24 protein-coding genes are annotated in these 25,873 nt (G+C 44.4%); 9 read left to right on the top strand and 15 right to left on the bottom strand.

Annotated features, from left to right (window positions below; genetic code table 11):
- Positions 1–3: 3 nt before the first annotated feature.
- Entirely contained in the window at positions 4–510 is a 507-nt protein-coding gene (locus tag H9628_RS07610; RefSeq protein ID WP_251833525.1) for a YceI family protein, read from the top strand.
- Positions 511–750: 240 nt separating this feature from the next.
- Here H9628_RS07610 and queG read toward each other — a convergent pair whose 3' ends face one another.
- Positions 751–1,692 carry a tRNA epoxyqueuosine(34) reductase QueG gene (queG, locus tag H9628_RS07605; protein ID WP_251833524.1) on the bottom strand — a complete coding sequence of 314 codons (942 nt, stop codon included), beginning with the start codon at positions 1,690–1,692 and terminating at the stop codon, positions 751–753.
- A 108-nt stretch (positions 1,693–1,800) separates the two neighbouring features.
- Between queG and H9628_RS07600 the strand changes: the two genes are divergently transcribed.
- From H9628_RS07600 to H9628_RS07585, 4 genes are all read left to right on the top strand, one after another.
- Entirely contained in the window at positions 1,801–2,088 is a 288-nt protein-coding gene (locus H9628_RS07600) for a rhodanese-like domain-containing protein (protein ID WP_251833523.1), read from the top strand.
- Positions 2,089–2,280: 192 nt separating this feature from the next.
- Entirely contained in the window at positions 2,281–2,844 is a 564-nt protein-coding gene (locus tag H9628_RS07595) for a hypothetical protein (RefSeq protein WP_251833522.1), read from the top strand.
- A 110-nt stretch (positions 2,845–2,954) separates the two neighbouring features.
- The gene (locus tag H9628_RS07590) at positions 2,955–4,004 is read left to right on the top strand and encodes a glucokinase (RefSeq protein ID WP_251833521.1); all 1,050 of its coding nucleotides are present in this window, start codon (positions 2,955–2,957) and stop codon (positions 4,002–4,004) included.
- A 79-nt stretch (positions 4,005–4,083) separates the two neighbouring features.
- Positions 4,084–4,734 (top strand): alpha/beta hydrolase, encoded by a 651-nt coding sequence (locus tag H9628_RS07585; RefSeq protein WP_251833520.1) that lies wholly within the window; start codon positions 4,084–4,086, stop codon positions 4,732–4,734.
- Positions 4,735–4,761: 27 nt separating this feature from the next.
- On the opposite strand, the gene H9628_RS07580 is transcribed toward H9628_RS07585, so the two are convergent.
- Positions 4,762–6,441, bottom strand: coding sequence for an ABC1 kinase family protein (locus H9628_RS07580; RefSeq protein WP_251833519.1), 1,680 nt, complete (start codon positions 6,439–6,441; stop codon positions 4,762–4,764).
- A 109-nt stretch (positions 6,442–6,550) separates the two neighbouring features.
- On the opposite strand from H9628_RS07580, the gene H9628_RS07575 reads away from it, so the two are divergent.
- Positions 6,551–7,969, top strand: coding sequence for an L-serine ammonia-lyase (locus tag H9628_RS07575; RefSeq protein WP_251833518.1), 1,419 nt, complete (start codon positions 6,551–6,553; stop codon positions 7,967–7,969).
- 15 nt (positions 7,970–7,984) lie between these two features.
- Here the strand turns inward: H9628_RS07575 and H9628_RS07570 are convergent, their stop codons facing one another.
- The 5 genes from H9628_RS07570 to H9628_RS07550 all read right to left on the bottom strand — a co-directional run bounded on the left by H9628_RS07570 (position 7,985) and on the right by H9628_RS07550 (position 11,917).
- Complete coding sequence (locus H9628_RS07570) at positions 7,985–8,830, bottom strand: prephenate dehydrogenase (RefSeq protein ID WP_251833517.1); 846 nt, start codon at positions 8,828–8,830, stop codon at positions 7,985–7,987.
- A gap of 19 nt (positions 8,831–8,849) precedes the next feature.
- Complete coding sequence (locus H9628_RS07565; protein ID WP_251833516.1) at positions 8,850–9,221, bottom strand: hypothetical protein; 372 nt, start codon at positions 9,219–9,221, stop codon at positions 8,850–8,852.
- Entirely contained in the window at positions 9,222–10,415 is a 1,194-nt protein-coding gene (locus H9628_RS07560) for an alanine dehydrogenase (RefSeq protein WP_251833515.1), read from the bottom strand.
- A gap of 93 nt (positions 10,416–10,508) precedes the next feature.
- Complete coding sequence (gene tsaE, locus H9628_RS07555; RefSeq protein ID WP_251833724.1) at positions 10,509–10,916, bottom strand: tRNA (adenosine(37)-N6)-threonylcarbamoyltransferase complex ATPase subunit type 1 TsaE; 408 nt, start codon at positions 10,914–10,916, stop codon at positions 10,509–10,511.
- A 5-nt stretch (positions 10,917–10,921) separates the two neighbouring features.
- Positions 10,922–11,917: an isoaspartyl peptidase/L-asparaginase family protein gene (locus H9628_RS07550; protein WP_251833514.1), complete on the bottom strand. Its 996-nt coding sequence runs from the start codon at positions 11,915–11,917 to the stop codon at positions 10,922–10,924.
- Between the two features lie 292 nt (positions 11,918–12,209).
- On the opposite strand from H9628_RS07550, the gene dnaG reads away from it, so the two are divergent.
- Together dnaG and clpP are read left to right on the top strand one after the other, a co-directional pair.
- Positions 12,210–14,132: a DNA primase gene (dnaG, locus tag H9628_RS07545; protein ID WP_251833513.1), complete on the top strand. Its 1,923-nt coding sequence runs from the start codon at positions 12,210–12,212 to the stop codon at positions 14,130–14,132.
- Positions 14,133–14,207: 75 nt separating this feature from the next.
- Positions 14,208–14,891, top strand: a complete 684-nt coding sequence (gene clpP, locus H9628_RS07540; RefSeq protein ID WP_251833512.1) for an ATP-dependent Clp endopeptidase proteolytic subunit ClpP — start codon at positions 14,208–14,210, stop codon at positions 14,889–14,891.
- 95 nt (positions 14,892–14,986) lie between these two features.
- Here clpP and tpiA read toward each other — a convergent pair whose 3' ends face one another.
- From tpiA to H9628_RS07515, 5 genes are all read right to left on the bottom strand, one after another.
- Entirely contained in the window at positions 14,987–15,745 is a 759-nt protein-coding gene (gene tpiA / locus H9628_RS07535; RefSeq protein ID WP_251833511.1) for a triose-phosphate isomerase, read from the bottom strand.
- A gap of 32 nt (positions 15,746–15,777) precedes the next feature.
- On the bottom strand, positions 15,778–17,904 hold the full coding sequence (locus H9628_RS07530) for a S9 family peptidase (protein ID WP_251833510.1): 2,127 nt from the start codon (positions 17,902–17,904) through the stop codon (positions 15,778–15,780).
- 31 nt (positions 17,905–17,935) lie between these two features.
- Entirely contained in the window at positions 17,936–18,286 is a 351-nt protein-coding gene (locus tag H9628_RS07525; RefSeq protein WP_251833509.1) for a tellurite resistance TerB family protein, read from the bottom strand.
- A gap of 107 nt (positions 18,287–18,393) precedes the next feature.
- Positions 18,394–19,479 carry a BT_3928 family protein gene (locus H9628_RS07520; RefSeq protein ID WP_251833508.1) on the bottom strand — a complete coding sequence of 362 codons (1,086 nt, stop codon included), beginning with the start codon at positions 19,477–19,479 and terminating at the stop codon, positions 18,394–18,396.
- A 6-nt stretch (positions 19,480–19,485) separates the two neighbouring features.
- The gene (locus H9628_RS07515) at positions 19,486–20,055 is read right to left on the bottom strand and encodes a DUF1599 domain-containing protein (protein ID WP_251833507.1); all 570 of its coding nucleotides are present in this window, start codon (positions 20,053–20,055) and stop codon (positions 19,486–19,488) included.
- Between the two features lie 94 nt (positions 20,056–20,149).
- Between H9628_RS07515 and folP the strand changes: the two genes are divergently transcribed.
- Positions 20,150–21,007, top strand: a complete 858-nt coding sequence (gene folP / locus H9628_RS07510; protein ID WP_251833506.1) for a dihydropteroate synthase — start codon at positions 20,150–20,152, stop codon at positions 21,005–21,007.
- Here the strand turns inward: folP and H9628_RS07505 are convergent.
- From H9628_RS07505 to recG, 3 genes are all read right to left on the bottom strand, one after another.
- Entirely contained in the window at positions 21,000–21,236 is a 237-nt protein-coding gene (locus H9628_RS07505) for a hypothetical protein (protein WP_251833505.1), read from the bottom strand. The genes folP and H9628_RS07505 overlap by 8 nt on opposite strands.
- Before the next feature lie 3 nt (positions 21,237–21,239).
- The gene (locus H9628_RS07500; protein WP_251833504.1) at positions 21,240–23,669 is read right to left on the bottom strand and encodes a DUF5686 family protein; all 2,430 of its coding nucleotides are present in this window, start codon (positions 23,667–23,669) and stop codon (positions 21,240–21,242) included.
- Positions 23,670–23,758: 89 nt separating this feature from the next.
- On the bottom strand, positions 23,759–25,849 hold the full coding sequence (gene recG / locus H9628_RS07495) for an ATP-dependent DNA helicase RecG (RefSeq protein WP_251833503.1): 2,091 nt from the start codon (positions 25,847–25,849) through the stop codon (positions 23,759–23,761).
- Positions 25,850–25,873 lie beyond the last annotated feature (24 nt).

Genomic DNA, 25,873 nt, shown 5'->3' with positions numbered 1-25,873 from the left:
GTCATGAAAAATTACAGATTAATCCTCCTGTTCCTCCTGCTTCCGCTGGCTGCCATCGCGCAGAAGAACGATGTGGTGATCAATGGCTGGACCAATATCGGAACATTTAAGTGCGCGAATGATAATTTCCAAAACTCCCGTTCGGTCTACTCATTCAGTGGAAACGCATTGCCAAACATTGTACTGAAAGTGGTGGATTTCGATTGCCGCAACAAAGTGATGACCGCCGATTTCCGCAAAACCCTGAACGCACAGGCTTACCCGACGCTAACCATCAGATTCCTTCATTTCGAAAAAGTCCGCACAAACTTTTTTGCTGCGACGGTGGAAGTGAAGATGATGAACGTGAGCAGAAAGTATAATATCGAGTTCAGTGAGGCAGACGGTAGTTTGGTTGGAAATAAGCGGCTTAAATTTTCAGATTTCAATATCGTTCCTCCAAAGAAGATGGGCGGGATGGTGTACGTAAAGAATGAGATCGACCTGTTTTTCAGCCTGGCACTGCGCTAGTTTTTTTTAAATTGTATACAGCATATCAAATTAAGTTTTTCATTATAATTGAGTGTTGACGGTGGGCTTCCGGTTTCGGAAGTCCATTTTTTATGGAAGTTGAGATGCGCGTACGGAGGTTGTATGCTGATTATTCTTAATTTTAGAAATAAACAGACCGTATATGCAACAAAAATCTAGAGAGAAAAGTAAACTGAAAGTCCGCGTGAAAGTTGCACCTAAACGTACCCAGGGAAAACGCTAAAGTTTTTTTCCGTTTAAAATGAAGTCGATATTACGTTTGAGTCCCGCGAATTTGGTCCTTTTCACCGGCGATTTCCGGAAGATTTCTGAAAAAATTTCCTGTGAAAGTTCGCGCCATTCACCTGTGTTGTGGCTTAAAATTTCATCCTTAGCACGGAATTTCGGTTGGTTGTGCGGTGACGCAAACCGGTTCCATGGGCAGACATCCTGGCAGATATCGCAGCCAAACATCCAGTCCGCCATCTTTCCGCGGAAACTTTCGGGGATCTCATTTTTAAGTTCAATGGTGGCATACGAAATACACTTGCTCCCATCCACTATTCTGTCGCTTACGATGGCGTCGGTAGGGCAGGCATCAATGCATCTGCGGCAGCTTCCGCAGTGATCCGTTGTAGCAAAATCGGGTTCAAGCTCAAGGTCACAGATTATTTCGGCCAGAAAATAAAACGAACCGTGCTGTTTCGTAAGCAGATTCGCGTTTTTTCCAACCCAGCCGATGCCCGATTTCCGCGCCCAGCTTCGTTCGAGGATGGGAGCCGAGTCCGTGAACACGCGGCAGTCGAAATCACCGATCTCCTCTTTAAGCTCAGCGACCATTTCACGCAGGATTTCTTTGATCACTTCGTGATAATCTTCTCCGTAGGCGTATTTCGAAATCTTCAGTTCCGAAAATTTTCCCGCATCGGTCTCTGGATAATAATTGTAGGAAAGTGAAATTACAGATTTTGAACCTTCCACGAGTAGGGTAGGATCAAGTCTTTTATCGAAATGATTTTCCATATAAGACATTTCGCCATGATGCCCGTTTTGGAGCCACGTTTCAAATGGCGTGACATCTTCTTCAAGAAAGCCCGCTTTCGAAATGCCACAGCTTTGAAAACCGAATTTTTTGGCTTTCGTTTTTATGTTTTCTGCGTATTTCCGGGCGTTTGCATTCATTTTAATGGTGCAAAATTAATCTTATTTATTAACTTTGTTACTGTGGCTTCAGGTTTTTAAAACCTGAATTCTATTCTTAAATAATTCATCCAACTTAAACAATTTACTATGTCATTAGCTGAAGTACTGCAAACCGGAAACTACCATCTGATCGATGTTCGCGAACCTATGGAACTTGAGATGGACGGCCATATCGAAGCAGCCCAGAACATCCCGCTCGGCGAACTCGAGCAGCGCAAACAGGAAGTCATAAACCTGAGCGGAACCAAGATTTTCTTCTGCCGAAGCGGGAACAGAAGCGGAAAAGCCGTGGATTATTTCAAGTCTGAAGGCATGACCGATGTGTACAACGGCGGCGGCTATGCGGATATGAAAGAATTACTTGAAAAAATGTAATTCAAAGTCTGCCAAACCCATAAACTGCATTTATGTCACATCTAAATCTAAATGATTGTTTAACTTTTTTACGTTCGTAAGGTATTGATTTACAGTACTCTAATGGATTGAATTTAATTTTGCCCCTCCTGCCTCATCGGATTTGGCACGATTTTGCCAAGTATGCAGGGTGTAAAACAAAAATTAAAAGTTATGAAATCAATGAAGAAAACAATCCTTGCATTAGGATTAATGACGGCAGGTTTAGTAAGTGCTCAAAGTGCAGATATGCGCAACATGCTGAAGGTAGGTGTAAACGGCGGTATCTCTGTTCCTGCTGAGAACGCAGGCGGAAACCTTGGTTTGGACCTTTCATACCAGAATCTTGTGACCCCTGGTTTCGGTTTAGGTATCGCAACAGGTTACAGCCACTTTTTCGGAAGAGAAAATGATGGGATCGATAACAACGATTTTGGAGTAATCCCTGTAGCAGCACTGATCCGTGTATATCCAAAACAGACCGGTTTCTATCTGGGAACTGACTTGGGTTACGGTTTCATCGTAGGTGATGAGCAGGTGGCTTCAAACAGTACAGTAGCAAGACCTGACGGCGGTTTCTACATCAAACCTGAAATCGGTTACCACAACCAGGACTGGAACTTTGCACTGCAATACCAAAAAACCTTCACAGGGGATAAAGGCGAGATTGGCAGCCAAAGTTACAATGCTGGTGCCATCGGAGTGGGCGTAGGCTACAACATTCCGCTAGGCAAATAAGACCTTGAAAATTTCTTTAAACCTTCTTAAACAGACCATTTAAGAAGGTTTTTTATTTTTCACGCTATTTTTCAAAACTATTATTATCTTTGGTTTCTAACATTAAAAAGATGGACTCTAATAATAAATTCAAGCTGTATCTTCCCGCCATTGCGGATGAAAATAACAACAATATTTCGCTCATCGCGGCGGACGTCCGTGGTGAGCTCACATGTTTTGCGCATTACACCACAGAAAATCAAAATCTGGTGCTACGCGCCGAAAAAGAATACAAAACAGGTGAATTCTCTTCATTTGAAGCCATTGCTGAACGGTTCATCGGTGAGTTTTCGCTTTCCGGTATTACTAAACTGGCCGTAGCGGTGCCCGGACCCGTGATTTCCCGCACATCCGCGCCGCAAAGGCTTTCGTTTGCGCTGAATGCCGATGAAATAAGTCGGCAGCTGAACATTCCAAGCGTGTACCTGATAAATGACCTTGAAGCTTCTGCGTATGGTCTTGGAAATGATGACGAGCAGTGTTTCCATACGATTCACCACACGCAGAACATGGTGCCGGGAAATATCGCCGTGCTCGCACCGGGCGCAGGCCTGGGTGAAGCCGGACTTTTTTGGGACGGGCAATACATGCGCCCTTTCGCCACGGAGGGTGGACATTGTGAATTCTCGCCGCGCACCAGTGATGAGGTTGAATTTTACCAGTTTCTGCACAAAATCTATGGCATCGTAACCTGGGAATCGGTGTTGTCGCACGACGGTCTTTTTAATATTTACCGTTTCCTGCGCGATGTGAAACAGCAAAAACAGCCGGATTGGCTCACGAAAGAGATCGAAGCCGGAAATTTCTCCAAAGCCATCATCGAAGGCGCGCTGCAAAGCCGGGACCGCATCTGCAATATGACCATTGATACATTCATGATATTTTTGGCGCGCGAAGCCAACAGTTTGGTTTTGAAACTGAAAGCTACGGGCGGACTGTTTATCAGCGGAGATATCCCGGTGATGCTGCAAACGTACCTGAACAAAGAAAAGTTTTACCGAAACTTTATCGTAAGTGATAAGATGGACGACCTGCTTCGTGATGTGCCGATCTATCTCGTGAAAGATCAGAAAACCATCATCCAGGGTGCGGCGCTCTACGCTGCCTTTTCGGGTGAGTAGCATTCTGTAAAAGTATCTAACTGAAAAAAGAGCCGTCGTGCTCTTTTTTTATTTTTAAATTTTATCTAATTTTAGTTTGATGAAATTATACGTGGTAAGCGGACTCGGCGCCGATTTTAAAGTTCTTGACAAACTCAAATTTCCCGAAAACCTCGAAGTGGTATTTCTTGAGTGGCTCATACCGGTTCGTAACGAAAGTTTCCAGGATTACATTATCAGGATGGCCGTCCGCGTGGATGAAAGTGAACCGTTTTGCTTGCTTGGCTACTCTTTTGGCGGCATTGTGGTGCAGGAAATCAACAAGCTGAAACCTGCGCGGAAAACGGTCATATTGGCGAGCATAAAATCACATCACGAAAAATCCCGCTTTATAAAATTGGGGGAGCGCACGGGTTTGCCGAAATATTTACCCGAAAGGATTTTCACCACTAAATCCGCTTTAGCGTACTCGTTCGTTAGGAAGTTTTTTGATCCCCAAAATCCGCGACTGATGCAGTATTTCAACGTCCGTGAACCCTATTATCTGAAATGGTGCATTGAAAAGATTTCAGGCTGGAAATTTGAGGAATGCCCGGACGTGGTACAGATTATGGGTGACCGTGATATCGTATTCCCCATTAAATATTCGAAACCCGACTACATCATTAAAAACGGAACCCATCTTTTCCCCGCCACGAAACCGCGCGAAACCTCTGAGATTCTTGCCAAAGTTTTTTGCGAATTGGCTTGAAATAAATATTTAAATATTCTTTAAATTTTATCTCCTTTTATTTGATTTAAGTTCTTCATCGTTGAGGATCATCTTTAAGATCAGCCAAATCCCAAAAAGTGCCGCCGCTAAAAAGAAAATCATAGCCAGGCCCGGATATCCCAGTATCACGAATGTTGTCGGAACGCGCATCAGCAAAGCCGCGCCTATGATGAGTGCCGCAATCACAAGCCCGATTGAAATCCTGTTAGCTACTTTTTGAAATCCATCGGTGAGCCGTTTTTCGTCAATCGCATCGATTTTGATTTCGAACTCATTATTTGCGAGTCTTTCGGTAATGGTATTAAGGCGTTCGGGCAGTTTTTCTGCGAGTTTCTTGGTCTCAATAAGCTGTGAAAGAAAATTCTCGGGTTTGAGGTCCTGAAGCATTTTTTTCTGCATCATTTTCTCCACATTTTCTTCGATGGATTTTTGCAGGTCATATTCGGGCGCCAGCACGGCCACAATTTGGTCGAGTTGCATGAGAATTTTTCCGAAAATGTTGAGTTCCACGGCCAGTTTTATTCCGTGTTCAGCGGCCACACGGTTCATCTGGATGAGGAGCGGCGCCGTTTTAAGTTTACCGGCCGATTTATTTTCGGCCTCCAGCACGAGGCGGTTAATTTCCTTCTGAAATTTCTGTACATCGGTTTCCTTTCCGTATTCGCTCATTTGAAGTAAAGCATTGGCGGTTTCCACACCATTGTATTTACTGATCGCGATGATGAGCTTCAGGATATCATCGCGCATTTCGGTACCGAATTTTGCCACCATACCGAGATCCATCAGCGCAATTCTGCCATCCTGTGTGAGATGGATATTGCCTGGATGCGGATCCGCGTGCGCAAATCCATCGATGATAATTTGCTTCATATAAGCTTCCACGAGCTCATCTACCAGAGTACTGTAATCATTTTCTGTCCTGCTGAGCGGCGAAACCGACGTGATTTTCTGGCCTTTCACAAACTCCATCGTTAAGATTTTGGAGGTGGAGTAGCCGTCGACCGGTTGCGGAACAAAGATCTTCCTGAAATTTTGCAGATTATTCGCGAGCACGCGCAGGTTTTCTGCCTCCTTCACGTAATCGAGTTCATTAAGTAGGATGAATCTGAACTCGTCAAGTATTTCATCTACCGCATATTTTTTAGCGGCATCATTGTGTTTCACCGCAAAATCAGTCATTTCTTTCAGTGTGTCGAGGTCTTCAAGGAACTTTTTCCGGATTCCGGGCCGCTGGATCTTTACCGCGACCATCTTGCCGGAGCGGAGCGTTGCCTGGTGAACCTGCCCGATAGACGCACTGGCGAGTGGTTCAGTATCAAAACTTTCAAAAGCCTTCGAGATTCGCTGTCCGGTTTCTTCTTCAACGATTTCCTGTACCGTACTGTATGGAATTTTCTCTACGTCGTCCTGTAACGTTTCAAGTGCCTGCAGATAATTTGGCGGTAACAGGTCGGGCCGCGTACTGAGTAACTGTCCCAGTTTCACGTAGGTAGGGCCCATCTTTTTAAGGTCTTCCACCAATTCTTGGGGACCGTGGTAATCGTCCGTTTCCCCATTTGAGTCCGTTTCCGCCTCTATATTCCGTGCGTTTTCACTCGCGGCGCGGAAGACATCGCTGTTCCAGTACTTGTATATGAATTTGATGAATTTCGAATAATTATTGAACTTTTCCTGTACGGTAGACATGTTTTTTTATTTTGCCAAGACTGATTACAAAAAGCGTGCATTACGCAACACAGATTACGGCAACACACTTAATTTCGCTAAATTTGTAAAGCTAAAGGTTCAGTACATTATGGAGTCAATCAGTGTTTTTGAAATTATAAAAGTGGGCATTGGCCCGTCGAGTTCGCACACGATGGGACCATGGAATGCGGCCTCAAATTTTCTGCAGCGTGTTCAGGACCGGCAACCAATAAGCGAAGTAAAGGAAGTTTACGTAGAATTTTTCGGTTCGCTGGCAAAGACAGGTGTCGGCCATGGAACGGATATCGCGGGCATGCTTGGGCTTTCAGGCGAAGACTTTAAGCTGATTGATACCTCCAGGATAGACGAAAAAATTGCACAAATCAAGAACTCCGGACAACTCAATCTGGCTGGTCGCCATGTGATTCCATTCATCTACGGCGAACATTTAATTTTAAATAAACAGAAATCCCTCGAATTCCATCCAAACGGAATGATATTCCGGGCGGTCTTTAACGATGGTCAGGAGTTTGAGCAGGATTATTACTCCGTGGGCGGCGGTTTTATCGCTACAAAGGAAGAAAGCTCTTACGAAAAACATTGCGTAAGGACTTTATATCCATGTCACCACGGTCGTGATGTCATCGCAAATATTCAAAAGTTAGGTCTGACCAAGATTTCTGATCTGATTTATCTGAATGAAGAAAGCTGGCGCAGCCGTGAAGAAACCGATGCCGAAGCGCTGTACATCTGGCAACAGATCAAAGAATGTATCTATAAAGGAGTCAATAAAGAAGGCATTCTGCCCGGTGGCCTGAATGTATCACGCCGCGCTGCCGGACTCAACCGCAAACTTTTAGGAGAAAAAATCTACCGTAACATTGATGAGTGGTTCCAGTTGGTCGTGGAAACCGAGGAAACTTTTACCAATATCAACAAATGGGTTTCGTGTTTCGCGCTGGCCGTGAATGAGGAGAACGCGAGTTTCGGAAGGATCATTACAGCGCCTACGAATGGCGCCAGCGGCGTAATACCGGCGGTGCTGATGTATGCACAGGCTTTCACAGAATTTACTTCCAATGATGACATCATTCGCTTCCTGTTGGTTGCTGGTGAAATCGGGACCCTGTTCAAGAAAAACGCCACCATCTCTGCCGCCATGGGCGGCTGCCAGGCAGAGGTGGGTGTATCCAGCGCGATGGCCGCTGCCGGACTGACCGAAATAATGGGTGGAACACCCGGACAGGTCTTGATGGCCGCAGAAATCGCGATGGAACATCACTTGGGAATGACATGTGACCCCATTGCCGGACTGGTACAGATTCCTTGTATTGAGCGCAACTCAATGGGTGCGATCAAGGCAATCACTGCCGCGAATATCGCAATAGAATCTGATCCTGCTAAAGCGCGCGTGACTTTGGACGAGGTGATACAATCAATGTGGGAAACGGCGCAAAGTATGAGCGACCGCTTTAAGGAAACGTCTGAAGGCGGTCTCGCAATAGCCGTGAATGTTGCTGAATGCTAAGCTGGTAGCTGTATCCTATTTCTGAAGGATGCCGCGTATCTTGTTTGCATTTGAAATCAGGTCTGAAAGCATTTCAAAATCTTTATTTTCAAGGGCTTCTTTGAATTTATTCAGCTGCAAAATATGTTCATTCAGGACATCGAGCACGTTTTCGCGATTCTGTTTGAAGATCGGAACCCACATTTCGGGATGCGACTTGGCGAGTCTTACGGTACTTGAAAAACCGGTGCTGGCGAGCTGGAAAATGGTTTCCTCTTCCTGTTCCTTTTCAAGTACGGTATTGGCAAGCGCGTATGACGTGATATGCGAAATGTGCGAAATATAAGCGGTGTGCAAATCGTGATCTGCTGCGCTCATATAAATCAGATGCATCCCAAGTGATTCAGCTACATTTTCAACTGTGTTTAATGCGTCTTCCGCCGAATTTTCGCGGTCGCAGATCACTGCAGCACGACCTGAAAAACTGTTGGAAACCGCCGCTTCCGGTCCGGAATTCTCCGTTCCCCACATCGGGTGGAATGCGACAAATCGGCTTCTGTTCGGATGATCTTTAATGCTTTCTACAATGCCGGCCTTGGTGGATCCCGCATCCATCACGGTTTGATGCGGTTTTATTAAATCTAAAACTATGGAGATAAGTGCTTTGGCGACATCGACGGGAATCGCGAGAATGATTAAATCTGAATTTTCCACCGCGTTTTCTAACGTAGAAATCTCATCGATAATCGCAAGTTCTTTAGCCGTTTTCAGATGCACAGTATTCATGTCAACGCCAAAAATGTAGCTGGCAGAGCCTCCGGCTTTAAGTTTTAAAGCCATCGAACCGCCTATCAGGCCGACTCCAATCACCGCAATTTTCATTTAAATCTGAATATGAAATCTAACGAATCTTCTTAAAACGCTGGTAAGTGGTTTCCGCGCTGCATTTCTCAAATGTGATCTCAAACCTTGGGTTTTTCTTTGGGTAATGCAGAATGTAAGTAGGGCAGGGTTGTTTCTGCGCCTGGCTTTTATCAAAATCGATGTTACCTTCCGTCATAATGCTGTCTTTCAGAAATGTTTCATCGACATTGTTTTCAGCCATCGCTTCCGAAAAATCTGCGCTGTAAACGGGTTTTTTCGACAGTGATTCTGCGATAACGCGCGAGTTTGGCAGATATCCGCTGCAGCTTGCGCCTTTTTTGTTCAGGATAAAAAATACGAGTAACAGACCAGGTATCATACCGATCATGAAAAACTTCAGTTTTCTCATTTAGAAGATTAGAAGGTTGATATCGTGATAATTAAGATTGAAACGGTCGCAAATCAACTTCTTTGTGTGACGGCCTTTGTACATGTAAAGTGACTGCTTGATTTCGTTCTTGCGCACCAGCATGTTTTCGAAACCGCCCTCTTCATCATAGTTTAACAGGTAGCTAAGGAAGAAATTAGAGATAGCTTTCGTCGTTGTGCGCGGCATTTTTGACGTAAGATTCGGAAGTCCGCAATGAATGACACCGTGCTTGATGATGAACGGATTTTCCATATCGGTAAGCTCTGAAGTTTCGATTACTTTTCCGTTGTCAATGGTCACGTCAATGATCACACTGCCTTTCTTCATCTGTGCGACCATTTCTTCCGTGATGATAGGTGACAGACTGATTTTAGACAGCGCTCCGATCACCACATCAGCACGTCTAAGGCTTTTTGCAAGTTCCTTGGGATCAATTATGGAAGTAGGAACGCGGCCGTCGACCATCATGTGCAGGCGGCGAAGTTTCGAAAGTGAATTGTCGAAAACTTTTACGCTTGCACCCAGTCCCAATGCGGCTTTCGTAGCAAATTCGCCTACGATTCCGGCACCGATGATGACGACTTCACTAGGCCGCACACCGGTGATTCCACCCAGCATAAGTCCGTTCGAAAGGGCGAGGAGTTCGGCAGCATAAAGAATTGAAATGTTGCCCGCAATCTCACCGATTAGCCTTACCAATGAAAGTTGTTTGTATTCATCCACGATGAATTCAAAGGCGATCGCGTTCACTTTCTTTTCCGCGAGTTGCTTGAAATAATCTTTGTCACGCAGATTGATTTGCAAAGCAGAAATAAGGTACGCACCGTTTTTTAGGTATTCGATTTCTTCCGAAGTCGGTGGATTGATCTTTAAAACCAGATCCTGCGAGAATGCTTCCTTAGCGTCCGGCGAGATCCGTGCTCCCGCTTCAGAATATTGTAAATCCGTGAAAAAAGATCCTTCACCTGCGCCGGTTTCGACCACGATCTCATGTCCGCTTTGTACCAAAACCTGCACTGCGTCGGGCGTGATGCATGTTCGGCGCTCATTGAGGCAGGTCTCTTTTGGGATCCCGATTCCGAACTGTTTACCTTTTTTTACAACTTCCAGTTTTTCTTCGTGCGGCATAAGTTCCTGCTCCGAAAATGGCGTGAAAACGTGTGTACTGCTCATATCTTAATTGTTGCAAATGCAATTTTTAATGCTTTGATTTTCCTTAAATGCAACGCTGCAAATATACGATGATATTTCGGTACCGTATTGCTGCTAAAGGAATGTAATATGCCGTGCATCATCCTCCGTCCCGATCTGCATCTCGTGATGAGGCGCAGCTTGAAGCTCTTCCTCAAAAATTTCAGGCCATTCTATGATGCACAGGTAAGCGCTGTCAAGATATTCTTCGATGCCGATGTCGTACACTTCACCAATATTCTTCATGCGGTACAGGTCAAAATGATAAACCAAACCTTTTGGTGTTACATATTCGTTCACGATGGCGTATGTAGGTGAGGAAACCTCGTCGGTACTGCCCAGATTTTTAAGCAAAACTTTCGTAAAAGTTGTTTTTCCGGCACCGAGATTTCCTTTTAGTAAAAGCACAGGATGTTTCAGCTGTGGCAAAATCTGGTCCACCACATCCTGCCACTGCTCCAGCTTATCAATTTTAAAATTCATCATGATTATTTATAAATCTGTACATCTATTTCACCTTTTTCAGTCACCGTTCCGCGGTACATGCCTGCGGTATTGAAAGGCATTGCTACATGGCCGTCTCTATCGAGCGCAATAAGGCCGCCGTCGCCGCCCATTGCACCGATTTCATCGATTACCTCCCGTGCGGAAGATTTAATGTCCTTATTCTGGTATTCCATTTTGGCGGCGACAGTTCGTGCGGCGGTAGCGCGGATGAAATATTCGCCCCAGCCGGTTGCGGAGATTCCGACTTGCGCATTGGCAAAGGTTCCGGCGCCGATGATGGGTGCGTCTCCGATGCGGTTCCATTTTTTGTTGGTCATGCCGCCAGTAGAAGTGCCGGCTGCCAAATCCCCGTTTTTATCCAATGCCACGGCGCCAACGGTTCCGAACTTTTGGTCGATTTCAAAGGCGTTTTTTGTATTGTTTTTTGAAGTTTTGTCTGACTTTTCCTTCTGTCGGACCCGTTGCAGACCGTCCCAGCGGTCTTTAGTCCAAAAATAAGAAGGCAGCACAATGTCCAGACCTTTTTTCCGCGCAAATTCTTCGGCACCGCGCCCGCTCAGAATCACATGCTCCGACTTCTGCATCACCGCGATAGCCGCTTTTATCGGATTTTTAATGGTGTGAACGCCGGCAACCGCGCCTGCTGATTTATCTTTTCCGAACATGATTGCTGCGTCCATTTCATTTTTGCCGTCATGAGTGAAAACCGAACCTTTTCCGGCGTTAAACAGCGGCGAATCTTCAAGGATTACAATGCTTGCAGCCACCGCCTCCACGGCAGATTTTCCGTTTTGGATCTCATTGTAGCCGGTTTGCAAAGCTTCCGTCAGCTTTTGGCGGTACGCCGCTTCTTTTTCGGGTGTCATGGATTCGCGTGTGATGGTGCCGGCGCCCCCATGAATCACCATTATGTATTTTGTCTGCGCAAAAAGGAGTGCAGAAACGGGAAACATTAGTAGTAGCGCGAGTTTTCTCATGTTAAAGATTTCGTCAAAATTAGCGAAAATTTTGGGGCGCGAGCGAAGCGAGCGCCGATGAGTGCTTTGGTCACGAAGCCATGTCTGACCTTGACTGCGCGGAACCGTCTTTCCCGAAGCTTCTGCGTAAGGGATCGCAGCGGAAAGCCCACAGCCGCGGCAGCGGCGAGGACTTGCAGCGAAGAGCCCGACCCGGGCGGCTGCAGAATACCGCGCCTCAATTGTAAGCGCTGGCGAGGGATACGCCCAAATAATTGTAACTTTTAGTAAACAAATTCGCTATTTTTACCGGATGATTTCTAAAGCCACCATCGATAAAATATTTTCTACGATCCGCGTGGAGGAAATCATTGGCGAATACGTGCAACTTAAACGTGCAGGCTCCAATTTCAAAGGGCTAAGCCCCTTCCACGACGAGAAAACGCCAAGTTTCGTTGTCTCACCAAGCAAACAGATCTGGAAGGACTTTTCCAGCGGAAAAGGTGGAACTGCCATTTCCTTTCTGATGGAAATTGAAAGTTTCACCTATCCGGAAGCACTGCGCCATGCCGCCAAAAAATACGGAATTGAGATTGAGGAAGATAAACGCGAGCTTACGGTAGAGGAAAAACAGTCGCAGACGGACAAGGAACTGCTTTACAAGATTCACGAGATTGCCAATGGTTTTTTTCAGGAGCAGCTGCAAACGGAGGAGGGCAGGACGATTGGGTATTCTTATTTCAAAGAGCGTGAGCTGCGCGACGACATCATTTCTAAATTTCAGTTGGGATACGCGCCCGAAAAAAAGGATGCGTTCACCGAATTCGCTATTGAAAAGGGCTATTCTAAAGAAATTCTGGAGAAATCCGGCCTTTCAATCTTTCCCGAAAATGCTCCCAACGGTATCGACCGCTTCCGCGAACGCGTAATTTTTCCTATTCACAGTTTTTCAGGCCGCGTGCTTGGTTTTGGCGGCAGAATTTTGCGGAATAACGTGAAAACCGCGAAGTACCTGAATTCTCCCGAAACCGAAATTTATCACAAATCTCAGGTTCTTTACGGCCTCAACCAAAGCAAGCAGGCGATTTCAAAAAACAACCTCTGCCTTTTGGTGGAAGGCTATATGGACGTGATAGCGCTTCATCAGGCGGGGATTGAGCATGTGGTTTCAAGTTCGGGAACCGCGCTTACGGTAGAGCAGATTAAGCTTATCAAACGTCTGACCGAGAATGTGACAATATTGTTTGACGGTGATACGGCCGGAATTAAAGCCAGTTTCCGTAGTATTGATATGCTGCTCTCGGAGGCAATGAACATCAGAATTTTGCTGTTCCCGGATGGCGATGATCCCGATTCTTTCGCAAGGAAACATCCGCAGGAATATGTAGAAAATTTCATTAAGACCGAAGCGACGGATTTCATCGACTTTAAGGCTGAAATCTTACTGAAAGAAGCGGCAAACGACCCAATAAGAAAAGCCGAAGCGATACGCGATATTGTAAAGTCGGTGGCATTTGTACAAAATGCGCTTAAGCAGGAGGTTTATTTAAAGGAAGTCGCTACGAAATTCGGACTTTCGGAACAGTCGCTGTTCAACGAACTCGATGTTCAGAAACAGGTTAAGAAACAGCAGGTTACGCCGCAGCAAAGACGGGAGCAGCAAGCCGCACCAAAGCTGGAAAAAGTTCCGGAACCGGAAGTTACCATCAATCCTTTACTCGTTTTGGAGGAAAAGATGGTCGAACTGATGCTGAAATATGGCGATATCGTGTTGCACCGCAAAGATGACGAGCAAAATGAATATCAGATTACGGTAATCGAGGAAATAATAGGCCATCTGGAGGAAGATAGCTGCGAGATCCAGTCGGAACTCAATAAAAAAATCATCGACGAGATAAAACTTGGTATTGCTGAAAACGAACTGCGTTCGGGCAACTTTTTCATGACATTACTCGACGAAAATATTTCGGGAAAGGTGGCTGACGCGCTCGTAGAGCCTTATGAAACCAGTGATTGGGGCAAATATCAGATCTTTTTCAGTTCGGAAGAAGAAGTGCTGCCGAAGCTCGTTCAAGATGTGATTTTCCGTCATAAAAGAGAGTACATTCTGAAAATCATTAATGACCTAAAGAACGCGCTGTCCGCGGATGAGGACAATATAGACACGTATAAGAAAATCATTACGCTGACGCATCTGCGCAAAGAACTAGATGAAAAACTCTTCCGAATTTTGTGACAGTTTGTCGGTCTTTTATTTTGGAATGCCGTTTGTGTACTTTGGTTTGCTAAAATTTAAGTAAAACATATAAAAATGGATATAAAAAAGGATTTCAGGGATTTCTCTGTGAAGCATTTAGGTAACAGCGGACTCGCCACTGACCAATATATGGGCATGTATGGCCCAACTAACCTTACACCATATATCATGGAGGAACGCCGCCTGAACGTAGCTCAGATGGACGTTTTTTCCCGTCTGATGATGGACCGGATAATTTTCCTCGGAACCGGCATTGATGATCAGGTAGCGAATATTGTGACTGCGCAGCTTCTGTTTCTCGAAAGTTCCGACGCTTCCAAGGATATTCAGATCTACATCAATTCCCCTGGAGGCAGCGTTTATGCAGGTTTGGGGATTTATGACACCATGCAGATCATCAAACCCGATGTTTCCACGATTTGTACCGGAATGGCAGCATCAATGGGTGCGGTACTTCTGGTTGCAGGAGAAAAAGGAAAACGTTCGGCACTGAAACATTCACGCGTGATGATTCACCAGCCTTCCGGTGGCGCGCAGGGTGTGGCTTCGGATATGGAAATCAATCTGAGAGAAATGCTCAAACTGAAAAAGGAACTTTACGATATTATCTCAATTCACTCCGGACAGACTTACGAATGGGTAGAGAAAGCTTCGGACAGAGATTACTGGATGACTTCTTCTGAAGCGAAGGAATTCGGGATGGTGGATGAAGTTTTGGAAAGAAAAATCGGGAAATAACATCAATTCCAATCAAATAGAAACGCGCTGAATTTTCAGCGCGTTTCTATTTTATAATAAAAGGGACTTTCGACTTTTTACTTTTGACTTGATTACTAATTAAATCCTTCAATAATCTTACTGAAGTCATCGATCTTGAGTGCTGCTCCGCCGATTAATCCGCCGTCAATATCGGTCTGCGAGAAGATTTCTTGGGCATTTTCAGGCTTTACGGATCCACCATAAAGGATTGAAATCTCGTCCGCGATTTCTTTGCCATATTTGTTGGCGATCAAACTACGGATGTGCGCATGGATTTCCTGCGCCTGCTCCGGACTTGCGGTTTCACCGGTTCCGATGGCCCAAACCGGTTCGTAAGCGATCACAACTTTTTTGATTTCTTCTGCGGTAAGGGTAAATAAAGCCGTTTCGGTTTGGTTTTTTACCACTTCCAGATGTTGTCCGGATTTTCTCTGTTCTAAAGTTTCGCCGTTGCAATAAATTGGGATCAGACCTTTGTCCAATGCCAGTTTCACTTTCCGGTTGCAGTGAGAATCGGTCTCGCCGTGATACTGGCGTCTTTCAGAATGCCCGATGATTGCGCCTGTAGCATCGATAGAATCGAGCATATCTGCCGAAATTTCGCCAGTATACGCACCGCTTTCATGTTCGCTCATGTCCTGCGCGAAAACACCGATCTCGTCCTGTTCATAAAGATCCTTTGCCATCATGAGATAAAGCGAAGGCGGCGCGATCCAAACTTCACAGTTCGTAGTGTTGTTTTTTTTGTATTCGAGTAACTGAAACATCAGCTGCTGCGCCTCGATTACGTTCTTATTCATCTTCCAGTTTCCGGCAACGATATTTTTTCTCATAGCGATTAATTATTTTTTTAATGTCTTTAATTTTATTTTTTAATACCTTCAAGTTTGAGCAGAAAAGCATAAACCAACGCTACATCTTTCAGATAATCAAATCTCCCCGATGCGCCACCGTGTCCGAACGCCATGTCCGTTTTAAGCAAGATCACATTATTTCCTATTTTGATGTCGCGAAGTTTTGCGGCCCATTTTGCCGGCTCGAAATACTGAACCTGGGAATCGTGTAAACCTGTGGTTATTAGAAGATTCGGGTAATTCTTTTTGGTGATATTCTCATATGGAGAATACGATTTCATGTAGCGGTAAGCTGCTTCGGTATTCGGATTTCCCCATTCATCATATTCATTCGTGGTAAGCGGAATACTCTCATCAAGCATCGTATTCACCACATCCACAAACGGAACCTGCGCGACGATACCATTGAAAAGTTCAGGTTTCATGTTCATTACCGCGCCCATCAGAAGCCCGCCGGCGGAACCGCCCTGCGCGTACAAATGCTGCGGAGAGGTGAATTTCTCTTTCACTAAATATTCGCCCGCATCGATGAAATCGATGAATGTGTTGATTTTCTTCATCATTTTGCCGTCTTCATACCACTGTCTTCCCATTTCCTGGCCACCACGGATATGCGCGGTCACGAAGGCAAAGCCCCGGTTCAAAAGGCTGAGCCGTGGAGAGCTGAACGTAGCTTCCATGGAATTTCCATATGATCCGTATCCGTAAAGTAACACCGGGTTTTTACCGTTTTTCTCAAATCCTTTCTTATAAACTACCGAAAGCGGAATTTGAGTTCCGTCTTTCGCTGTCGCGAAAAGTCTTTCTGTTACATATTGCGATTTGTCATAACCGCCCAAAACTTCCTGCTGCTTCAGCAATGTTCTAGCACCTGTACGCAGGTTTTGCTCGTACTGCGAACTCGGTGTAATCATCGAGGTATAGACAAACCTGAAATTATCGGTGTTATAATCAGGGTTTTCCATCGGACGAATGGAGTAGGTAGGTTCGTCAAATTTCAAGAATTCCTTTTTCTGTGTTTTTCTGTCGAGGATAGCAAGTTGAGACAAGCCGTTCTGTCTTTCATTAAAGACCAGAAAATTCTTGAATTCGTCAATGCCCGCAACCAGCACATCGGGCCGGTGCGGCAGTACTTCCTTCCAGTTTTGAAGCCCGGTTTTATCCAAAGGCGTTTCCATGACTTTGAAGTTGAGCGCGTCCTTATTGGTTAAGATCAGGAACTTTTCTTCCAGCGGATACACATCGTAAAGCACGTCCTTCATTCGTGGCTGAAACACTGAGAAAGCTGCGTTAGGCTGGTCCGTCGGCAAATACCGGATTTCACTGCTTGTCGTGGCCGCGGAATAGATGAAAATATATTTCTGGTTCTTCGATTTAGCAACGCCAAGATAATTGCTCTTGTCTTTTTCTTCGTAGACCACCACATCCTTAGCCGGATCTGTACCTAATGTATGGCGCTTGATTTTTTCCGAAAGAAGCGTCACATCATTCTTTGCCGTGTAAAAAAGCGTTTTGTTATCAGCTGCCCAGATCGCGTCACCTTCCGTGTTTTTTATACCTAAATCCGTGATTTTTCCCGTACGTAAATCTTTAAGATAAATCCGATACTGACGGCGCGAAACATCATCCACACCAAAGGTCATCATCGTATTATCAGGCGAAACATTGAAGTGTGCAGCCGCAAAATATGGTTTTCCTTCTGCCATCCGGTCCACGTCGAGCAAGACTTCTTCAGGCGCAGAAAGACTACCTTTTTTTCTGCAATACTTGAAATACTGCTTTCCTCTTTCGGTTCGCGAATAATAATAGTAGCCGTTCTTGTAAACCGGCACGCTTTCGTCCTTTTCCTTAATCCGCGCTTTCATTTCGTTAAAAAGCTCGGTCTGCAGCGGTTTTGTGTCGGCCATCATGGTTTCCACATACGCGTTCTCAGCCGTAAGATAATCTACAACTTTGGTGGAATCTTTTCCTTTTTTGAAGTAATCGATCATCCAGTAATAGGGATCCGCAACTTTGTCGCCATGGATATCGCGTACATGATTTTGCTTTTCGGCAACCGGTGGTTTGGTATCAGGCCAGTTTTGTGCGTTCATCAGACAGGTAAAAGTGAGAAGTGAAGCAGCGAGCGTTTTTTTCATCGGTGTGGTTTTTAGTTTTTTATTGAAAGCTTCAGTCGAGCTTCCAGATTTTTTTTAGCTGAAGATAGTAGTCGTGTTCCTTGTCAGTTACGTCTTCATCGGCTTTGATAAGTGATTTGGCAAACTCCGCGAAAGATTTTCTTTCCTCGTCGGTAGAATCATCATAGAAACACTGCGCATGAAACTCGAAATGCTCCTGCCATTTGTCCGGATGAAGTGTGGCGATGATGTCGAGTTCGTCATCAAGATCTACTTTGAACGGGAATTCTTCGGCAAGGAATTCCTGGAATTTCAAGCCTTCTTCCGGTGCGAATTCGCCGTCAACAGACGATAAAATCATTAGAATATGATAACCCGCGATTGATTTATTAGATTTTTGCATTGTTTTATTTTTTTAAATTATTATAGTTCAAATTGTTTTAAAGTTTAATTTGTCACAGTTTTAAAGTAGCCGTAAAAGATTCCGTTTACAGTTTATACTCTTAAAATTTACTGTTTCAGATAATCTTTCGCCGACATTTTACTGACGATTTTTCCGTTTTCTAAAACCACCACAAACGGATTGCTTCGTGCAATGGTCTTTATCGCAGTACCGTCCATCAGTGCGTTTTTGATTGTTTTAAAGGTGTTTGGATCCGTTGAAATTCCCAAAACATACGTGTTTTTTTGGCTTAAAAGATTATACTCCGTTTCCCTGATAAGCTGCGCATCTGCGTTTTTCGGATCGTAAGAAAAGACCAGAATTGCTTTTGGCGCGTTGATGATTTCGATGGTCAAATCAATCCCTTCCGACGTTTCAGGTTTGAATTTTGCAATCTCGGAACTGTAACCTTCCTTCACGATTTTTGATGAGGTTTTCCCATCCTCGATCTTCCACGGCGAGCCTTCTTCCCAATATTTTTTGTCGTTCACATATTCATCTTGGTTCACCTCGAAGACTTCAGAAGTTTTCTGATTTTTCAGTGAATAGAAAGTCTTGTATTCAGAAGGATTTTTTTCGATCTTAATTTTTTCCTCTTTCAAATCGGTCCCGATTTTATAATCGCGGAAATCGATCAGCGGTTCATGTACGATGCCGTGAATCGTAATCAGACCCATTGTGATAACCAGAACCGAGAACACGATATATTTGGCAGGCCTTTTTGGCTGTAAAAGCCCAAAAGAATTTCTGTACAGCAGCCACAACACGATAAGACCAAGCAGCAAAATAATGTCTTTAAAGAAACTTTGCCACGGCGTGAATTTGATGGCATCACCAAAACATCCGCAATCGGTCACTTTGTTGAAATATGCGGAATAAAACGTGAGGAAAGCGAAGAAAATGCACAAAGCGATCAGCGCCGCAAGTGAAAACCGCAGCCTGATTTTCAGCAACAGAAGAAAGCCCAAAACCAATTCGAGCGCCACCACCAAAATAGCGATTGGTAGCGCGATGCTTTCAAAAAAAGGCATGTTGAAGACCGTTGGCGAAAAATATTCTTCAAGTTTAAATGAAAAACCTACGACATCCACTGCCTTTACGAAACCGGAGGCAATGAAAATAAGTGCAACAGCAATCCGTAAAACTGATTTCATAATGGCTTAATTTTCAGAAGTTTTTACCGTTGGAAAACTTTTTTCACGCAGGCGGATCAGGCAGAAAGCTGCATAATTCAGCATATCAAAATAGTTCGCATCAATGCCTTCTGAAACCACCGTTTGTCCTGCGTTGTCTTCAATCTGCTTGGTTCTGAGCACTTTCTGATAAATTAAATCTGTGATTGATGAGATTCGCATTTCGCGCCAGGCTTCACCATAATCGTGGTTTTTTCGCAGCATCAACGCTTTGGCTTCACCCGCAAAATGGTCATAAAGATGTAGCATTTCTTCCCGGTCTTCACGATAATCATCCGCAACACCTTTTTCTAGCTGGATCAGGCCAATAATAGCATAATTGACAATCGCAATGAAATTTTCTCCCTCAGATTCGCCAACTTTTGAGGTGCCGGTGGTTTGAAATGTACGGAGACTTTTAACTTTGATGAAAATCTGGTCTGTGAGCGAAGGCGCGCGTAAAACGCGGAATGATGGGCCGTAATCGGACAGCTTTTTGGTGAAAAGATCACGGCAAAGCGTGATGACATCGTCAAATTGTGCGGACGTTTTTTGCATAAAAATTCAAATCTTTCCAAAGATAAGGATTTTAAAACATGCCTAAAACCTTTGCTGCCCCGATTTATTATGCGCTTTTAGCTAATTTTGCGCTATGGATAAGGTTTTCAACGCGTTCGGTTCATCAGCATTTTCTATTAACTGCCGCGGAAGGTTAGTCAGTCTTGAGGTGCCAAAAATTATGGGCATCCTAAATATTACGCCCGATTCTTTTTCAGATGGAGGAAAATTTAATGATCACAATGACGCATTAAGACAGACTGAAAAAATGCTTCGTGATGGTGCCACCTTCATCGATATCGGCGCACAGTCTACGCGCCCAAAATCGCAATATCTTACGGCCGAAGAGGAAATAAATAGGCTCGGAAAACTGATTTCAACCATCAAAATAGAATTTCCGGAGACGCTGATTTCACTGGATACCTTCCATTCGGATGTCGTCAACTTTGGTTTTGATGAAGGGATAGATGTGGTGAATGATATTTCCGGCGGAATGTTTGATCCCAAAATGTTCGGAACTGTCGCAAAAACCGGCTTGCCCTACATTTTGATGCATGTGAACCCGACCTATGATGAAATGCACAGCCAAAAGCTAGAAGGAAATCTATTACCTGAAATCAACATGTATCTTTCTGAAAAGATTCTGGAATTGAGGAGTCTGGGCGTTAAAGACATCATCGTAGATCCGGGATTCGGTTTTGGTAAAACGGTAGAGCAGCAGCACGATTTGATCGATAAGGTGCAGCATATAAATTTTGGCCAAAACCCAATGCTGATTGGTATTTCCCGCAAATCATTCATCTACAAACCGCTGGGTAAGTTGCCGCATGACATCAATGAAGAAACACAGAAACTGCATCTGAAAGTCTTACAGAAAGGTGCAAAAATCCTTCGCGTTCACGATGTCGCTGCCGCGCAAAAGACGCTCGCTGAATTTTTAGAATCTAATTAAGACCTGAAAGTTTCGCCGAATATTCCTTTGCGAACTGCGCGCGGTCTTCGTTGAGCTGTTCCAAAGTCTTAGGCAGCGTATAATTAAAAAGTACCTGGTCATCGTCATCCAGAAAGATCAGTTCTTTTTCTTCACCGTCAATCATCTGCGCGAAAATTTCCCACATTGATGCATCTTTCATTTTTAAAAGCTCAAAAAACTGCGCTGCTTTAATCTGAATAGTTTTCATAATCTAAAATCCTAATACATTTAGTTTCAGTTGGACCGCAAAATTTTCCTTGAATGCGTCTGTCGCATAATATCCGACACGGTAGAAAAAGCCAAGGTTAAAGGGCGTTCCGAGGAAGTGATTGACCTCAAACCCGACTTCCTGATAAAGGTGATCCAACTTGCTGAACTCAAAATTGTGCTGTTCCGGGTCTTTCATGTCGCCGCTTACTCCGCGGTAAATAATGTCAAAACTGGAAGTGGTTTTCCCAAAAGTCCTGAAATACCACGGGATGCGGTGCGTAATGTAGAAGCCTGCGAACTTGTCGTTAAAATATTTTCCGCTTTCCATCGTCGCAAAACCAAGGAAAGACGTTAGGTTATAGTTGAAACCGCTGCCGTCTGCGGCGCCCAGGCCATTCATGGTGAAATGGTGCCAAATCGGCGTCTCACCGGTAACGATTCCGCCATAAAGACGCAATCCGGTAACGCCCGCTTTCGTCTTGAAGCTGTGCTGCGCCAGTGCATCAAATCTGCTGTACTGTAAATCGCCGCCAAGTGCATTCAGACCCTGTTCATAATTAAAGAAAAACTCAGGATAATTTTGTTCGTAAGTAAACTTTCCGGCTGGCGTCATTATATTTTTAGAGCGTGGCGAATACTTCAATGTAAGTTGCGTTGCAAAATTCTGGAACCGGGCACCGCGCTGCATAAAATCGTAATCAAATGTTGCTTCTTCGCGGTCTTTCTTCGCCGATGCACGAAGGGTCAGGTCATTATTTAAGTCGTGTTCAAATGAAAGTTTGAAACCGTCATAACTATAGAATCGGTCGTTTTTAAGGTCGATGCCGGCGTTCATTATCTTCATCCTGAAATTCCAGAGATTTTCACTGAAGCGGCCCGCAGCCATCACATCACGATAGTATTCCGCGCGGAAAAAGGAGTTCTTTTGAAGTGTGGTTTTTACGTCCAGTCCCGCCCCGTATTTCCAGTTATGATCTTTAAATCCGTATGCGATGTAAGCATCGGGTGAAATATACGGATGAAAACGTTCGTTCAGTTTGGCCGCGATACCGAGCATTGCGCCTTCATACAAATTGTATTTAATGACTTGCGAAAGGTCAAAATCAACTTGTCCGGCCCGAAATTTTCCGCGGATAAGGCCGCTGAAACCGCTTATTTTCTGATCAAGTTTATACTTTTTGCCTACGCTGTCTATCTTTTCGTACGATAGTTTTTCACGTGCGGAAAGTGAATCTGTGCGGAAAGCATCGAGTGATTTTCCGTCTGCGTTCTGCACGGACATCGTGTAGCCGCTGAAATCTTTGCTTTGAACGTCGATCGGAGACTTAAAATCAAAATAATCAGCCATCATGTAGACGTAATTCCCGAATTTCTGCTTTTGATCCTTCGTTTCATCCTGCGCATTTTTGCTGTCAAAAACCGTGGATCCCATTTTTATCTTCAAATTTTCCTTGCTCAGAAACCATTTTCCGTCCATGGGTTTCCAGATACTGGTGATGCTACCTTCAGACTTTTTCTTGCTATTGCTTTCGAGCTTTTTCAGACCGTAGGTTTCGGCATCTACGTACAGATATCCATTGAACCGGCGTTTGTTCAGGGGCTGTTTATAATCGACCTGGCGAAACCGGATGACATAGTTCTTTCTTCCTTCAATTTCAATTGAATCGGTAAGGAAAAAACGGTAAAGTGATCGGTTTTCTTCACGGATCTCGCGCGGCATCGTATTCCGGTTAGACCGCAGGGTCATCATTTCGTAGATCGGATCTTTGAGGCCGGCCACGCGGTTATCCAGGATGTTGATCTTTTCGCCGTATTTCTTCGAATACAAAAATTCCGATGCACGTTCCCAAAGAAAGAGTTTACTTTCAGACATCAATTTGAGCACATTTACGCTCTCGGTTGAATCTTTTTTCTTTTGTTCGCTAACCTGTACCGTGGGCAGTAAACTCAGTGAATCTAGACGGTGCTGCAGAAAGGTATTGTACTGTTTAATGCTGTCCTCATCCAGGTCCAGCGAGATTTTTTCGTAAGATTTAAAACTGTAAGAATCAAGGCTTAGCGGGGAATTGTCTTTATAGTTGTCATTTACCTTTTTTAAAATGGCCAGAGCCAGCGGATCACTACTGTCATTGATTAAAACAGTTTCAATTGACTGAACTTTAGGATCCACTTTGGCAAGTGAAACTTCCATCACACGGTCAACAACCGCTTCATCATCGTAGAAGCCGGCTGCTTTTACATCCACTTTGGTGCATTTGGTTTTAAAGGTCAGCACGCCTTCATAGTTGGTTCTCCCGATAAGTTTTTTGCTGCAGAAAACGGAAGCGCCGGCAACCGGATTTTCGGTGCCCGCTTCACTCACTTTTAATTTGTTTTGTGCAAAGGCAACGAGGGGGAAAGAGAGGAGAAGAAAATATATAAGTTTTTTCATATAAATCGGTTGTAATGAATACGCAGTTGACTTTGTTTAGATGCTGCCTTTATACTAAAAATTGTGCCGCAAAACGAAGCCAATAATCGCTAAGAAATGCGTCCCCATTTGTTTTTCCCACGGTATTGCTGGGTATAATATTTTTTCAGGGACTGATAATCTGCCGTTTCGAGTTTAGGGTCGTGGGCAAGCAGGTTTTCCACCGCATCTTTGGCAGCTTTAATGATTTTTCCGTCCGCAATTAAATCAAGTTTTTTAAAATCTACAACGCCGCTTTGCTGTGTCCCCAGAATGTCACCCGGACCGCGAAGCTGCATGTCCACTTCTGAGATTTTAAAGCCATCGTTCGTCTCTGTCATTGTTTTTATGCGTGTACGGCTTTCTTTGCTGAGTTTGTCTGAGGTCATCAGGATGCAGTAGCTTTGTTCCGCGCCCCGGCCGACACGTCCGCGAAGCTGATGAAGCTGCGAAAGCCCAAACCTTTCTGCACTTTCGATGACCATCACAGACGCGTTCGGTACATTCACGCCCACTTCAATAACGGTTGTTGCAACCATTATTTCGGCTTTTCCTGAGGCAAAATACTGCATCGCAGCGTCTTTTTCGACGGGTTTCATCCGGCCATGGAGCATGGTAACATTTTTTCCTTCGAAGAAATCAACGATATGCCCGAAATTTTCCATCAGGTTTTTGTAATCCAGTGTTTCAGATTCTTCGATCAGTGGATACACAAAGTAGATTTGGCGGCCTTTTTCTATTTCCTCTTTCGCAAACCTGAAGACGGACAGCCTGTCTTTTTCACGTCTGTGGGCAGTAATGATCGGTTTCCGTCCCACGGGCATCTCATCGATCACAGAAACATCAAGATCACTGTAGAAACTCATCGCCAATGTTCTCGGAATCGGGGTCGCCGTCATAACCAAAATGTGTGGTGGAATCTTATTTTTCGCCCAAAGCCTTGCGCGCTGTGCCACGCCAAAACGATGCTGTTCATCAATGATCGCCAAACCGAGATTTCGGAATTTAACCACGTCTTCAAGGACCGCGTGTGTACCTACTAAAACGGTAAGTTCACCGCTCAAAAGCTCCTCGTGTATGATTTTTCGCTCCGCCGGCCGGGTGCTGCCGGTAAGTAATTTCACTTTAATGTCTGTGTCCTGCAGAAGTTCCTTCACCGAATAGAAATGTTGCTGCGCAAGGATTTCAGTCGGGGCCATCATGCAGCTCTGGAAACCGTTGTCAAGCGCAATCAGCATCGCAAGAAGTGCGACCATCGTTTTGCCCGAACCTACATCACCCTGCAGCAATCGGTTCATCTGCACAGGTCTTTTCATGTCGAGCCGTATTTCCTTCAAAACCCTTTTCTGTGCATTTGTAAGTTCAAATGGTAGCTTTTCAGCATAAAAATGTTTAAAATTCTCGCCCACATGCCTAAACGGATTTCCAACTGCAGTAGATTTATGATGAATTTTTTTTAATGCATAGCTCAACTGAAACATAAATGCTTCCTCAAATTTAAGTCGGCGGTTTGCATGATCAGCAGAATTTTTATTCTTAGGAAAATGGATGTGATAGTATGCGTGCTGGCGGCTTATCAGCCTATATTTTTCCATGACGGAAGTCGGAAGGTTTTCCTCAATGAGTTGTGGTAAATTTCTGAGAATATCGCTGACAACCTGTTGGAAAAATTTATTGTTGAGACCGCGTTTCGCTAATTTTTCGCTTCCCGGATAAACTGGCAACAGTGAACCGGACACCGCTTTTTTTTCGTCTGTTTCTATTTCGGGATGTGCGATGGAGTATATGCCATTAAACTCATTCAGTCTTCCGAAAACAATGAGCTCTGTAAGTATCGGGATCTGTTCCTTCATCCATTTAGAATAACGGAACCATACCAGTTCGATCGTTCCCGTTTCATCCCTGAACTTGGCTGAAAGTCTTGTTTTTCCGCTTCCGTACACTATTTCCTGCAAATCTGTGATTTTCCCTTTAAGCTGGATTTCGGTATCCACGTTCTCTGCAAGTTCTGAAATCTTGAAGATCCTGCTTTTGTCAATATACCGAAGCGGGTAAAATGTAAGAAAATCTTCAACTACCGAAAAACCCAAGACATTTTTAATGTATTTGGCTCGTTCGGGACCGATACCTTTAAGAAATTCTATGGGTGTATCTAAATTCAAGTGCAGTACGTGAAGGATTTATTT

The sequence above is a fragment of the Kaistella pullorum genome (assembly GCF_014837035.1).
In the GTDB taxonomy this organism is placed as follows: Bacteria; Bacteroidota; Bacteroidia; order Flavobacteriales; family Weeksellaceae; genus Kaistella; species Kaistella rhinocerotis.
The sequence above is the reverse complement of the archived record's forward strand: the minus strand, read 5'-3'. Positions and strand labels throughout refer to the sequence as shown.

What these genes read in the sequence shown, in the direction of transcription:
- folP (WP_251833506.1), top strand. Translation starts at nt 20,150, where the DNA reads ATGGATAAGGTTTTCAACGCGTTCGGTTCATCAGCATTTTCTATTAAC.
- H9628_RS07580 (WP_251833519.1), bottom strand. Translation starts at nt 6,441, where the DNA reads ATGTCTACCGTACAGGAAAAGTTCAATAATTATTCGAAATTCATCAAA.
- H9628_RS07505 (WP_251833505.1), bottom strand. Translation starts at nt 21,236, where the DNA reads ATGAAAACTATTCAGATTAAAGCAGCGCAGTTTTTTGAGCTTTTAAAA.
- tsaE (WP_251833724.1), bottom strand. Translation starts at nt 10,916, where the DNA reads ATGAATTTTAAAATTGATAAGCTGGAGCAGTGGCAGGATGTGGTGGAC.
- H9628_RS07575 (WP_251833518.1), top strand. Translation starts at nt 6,551, where the DNA reads ATGGAGTCAATCAGTGTTTTTGAAATTATAAAAGTGGGCATTGGCCCG.
- H9628_RS07560 (WP_251833515.1), bottom strand. Translation starts at nt 10,415, where the DNA reads ATGAGCAGTACACACGTTTTCACGCCATTTTCGGAGCAGGAACTTATG.
- tpiA (WP_251833511.1), bottom strand. Translation starts at nt 15,745, where the DNA reads ATGAGAAAAAATATCGTTGCCGGAAACTGGAAGATGAATAAGAACGTA.
- H9628_RS07500 (WP_251833504.1), bottom strand. Translation starts at nt 23,669, where the DNA reads ATGAAAAAACTTATATATTTTCTTCTCCTCTCTTTCCCCCTCGTTGCC.
- clpP (WP_251833512.1), top strand. Translation starts at nt 14,208, where the DNA reads ATGGATATAAAAAAGGATTTCAGGGATTTCTCTGTGAAGCATTTAGGT.
- H9628_RS07595 (WP_251833522.1), top strand. Translation starts at nt 2,281, where the DNA reads ATGAAATCAATGAAGAAAACAATCCTTGCATTAGGATTAATGACGGCA.
- H9628_RS07600 (WP_251833523.1), top strand. Translation starts at nt 1,801, where the DNA reads ATGTCATTAGCTGAAGTACTGCAAACCGGAAACTACCATCTGATCGAT.
- H9628_RS07530 (WP_251833510.1), bottom strand. Translation starts at nt 17,904, where the DNA reads ATGAAAAAAACGCTCGCTGCTTCACTTCTCACTTTTACCTGTCTGATG.
- H9628_RS07565 (WP_251833516.1), bottom strand. Translation starts at nt 9,221, where the DNA reads ATGAGAAAACTGAAGTTTTTCATGATCGGTATGATACCTGGTCTGTTA.
- H9628_RS07550 (WP_251833514.1), bottom strand. Translation starts at nt 11,917, where the DNA reads ATGAGAAAACTCGCGCTACTACTAATGTTTCCCGTTTCTGCACTCCTT.
- H9628_RS07610 (WP_251833525.1), top strand. Translation starts at nt 4, where the DNA reads ATGAAAAATTACAGATTAATCCTCCTGTTCCTCCTGCTTCCGCTGGCT.
- queG (WP_251833524.1), bottom strand. Translation starts at nt 1,692, where the DNA reads ATGAATGCAAACGCCCGGAAATACGCAGAAAACATAAAAACGAAAGCC.
- H9628_RS07515 (WP_251833507.1), bottom strand. Translation starts at nt 20,055, where the DNA reads ATGCAAAAAACGTCCGCACAATTTGACGATGTCATCACGCTTTGCCGT.
- dnaG (WP_251833513.1), top strand. Translation starts at nt 12,210, where the DNA reads ATGATTTCTAAAGCCACCATCGATAAAATATTTTCTACGATCCGCGTG.
- H9628_RS07525 (WP_251833509.1), bottom strand. Translation starts at nt 18,286, where the DNA reads ATGCAAAAATCTAATAAATCAATCGCGGGTTATCATATTCTAATGATT.
- H9628_RS07590 (WP_251833521.1), top strand. Translation starts at nt 2,955, where the DNA reads ATGGACTCTAATAATAAATTCAAGCTGTATCTTCCCGCCATTGCGGAT.
- H9628_RS07570 (WP_251833517.1), bottom strand. Translation starts at nt 8,830, where the DNA reads ATGAAAATTGCGGTGATTGGAGTCGGCCTGATAGGCGGTTCGATGGCT.
- H9628_RS07585 (WP_251833520.1), top strand. Translation starts at nt 4,084, where the DNA reads ATGAAATTATACGTGGTAAGCGGACTCGGCGCCGATTTTAAAGTTCTT.
- H9628_RS07520 (WP_251833508.1), bottom strand. Translation starts at nt 19,479, where the DNA reads ATGAAATCAGTTTTACGGATTGCTGTTGCACTTATTTTCATTGCCTCC.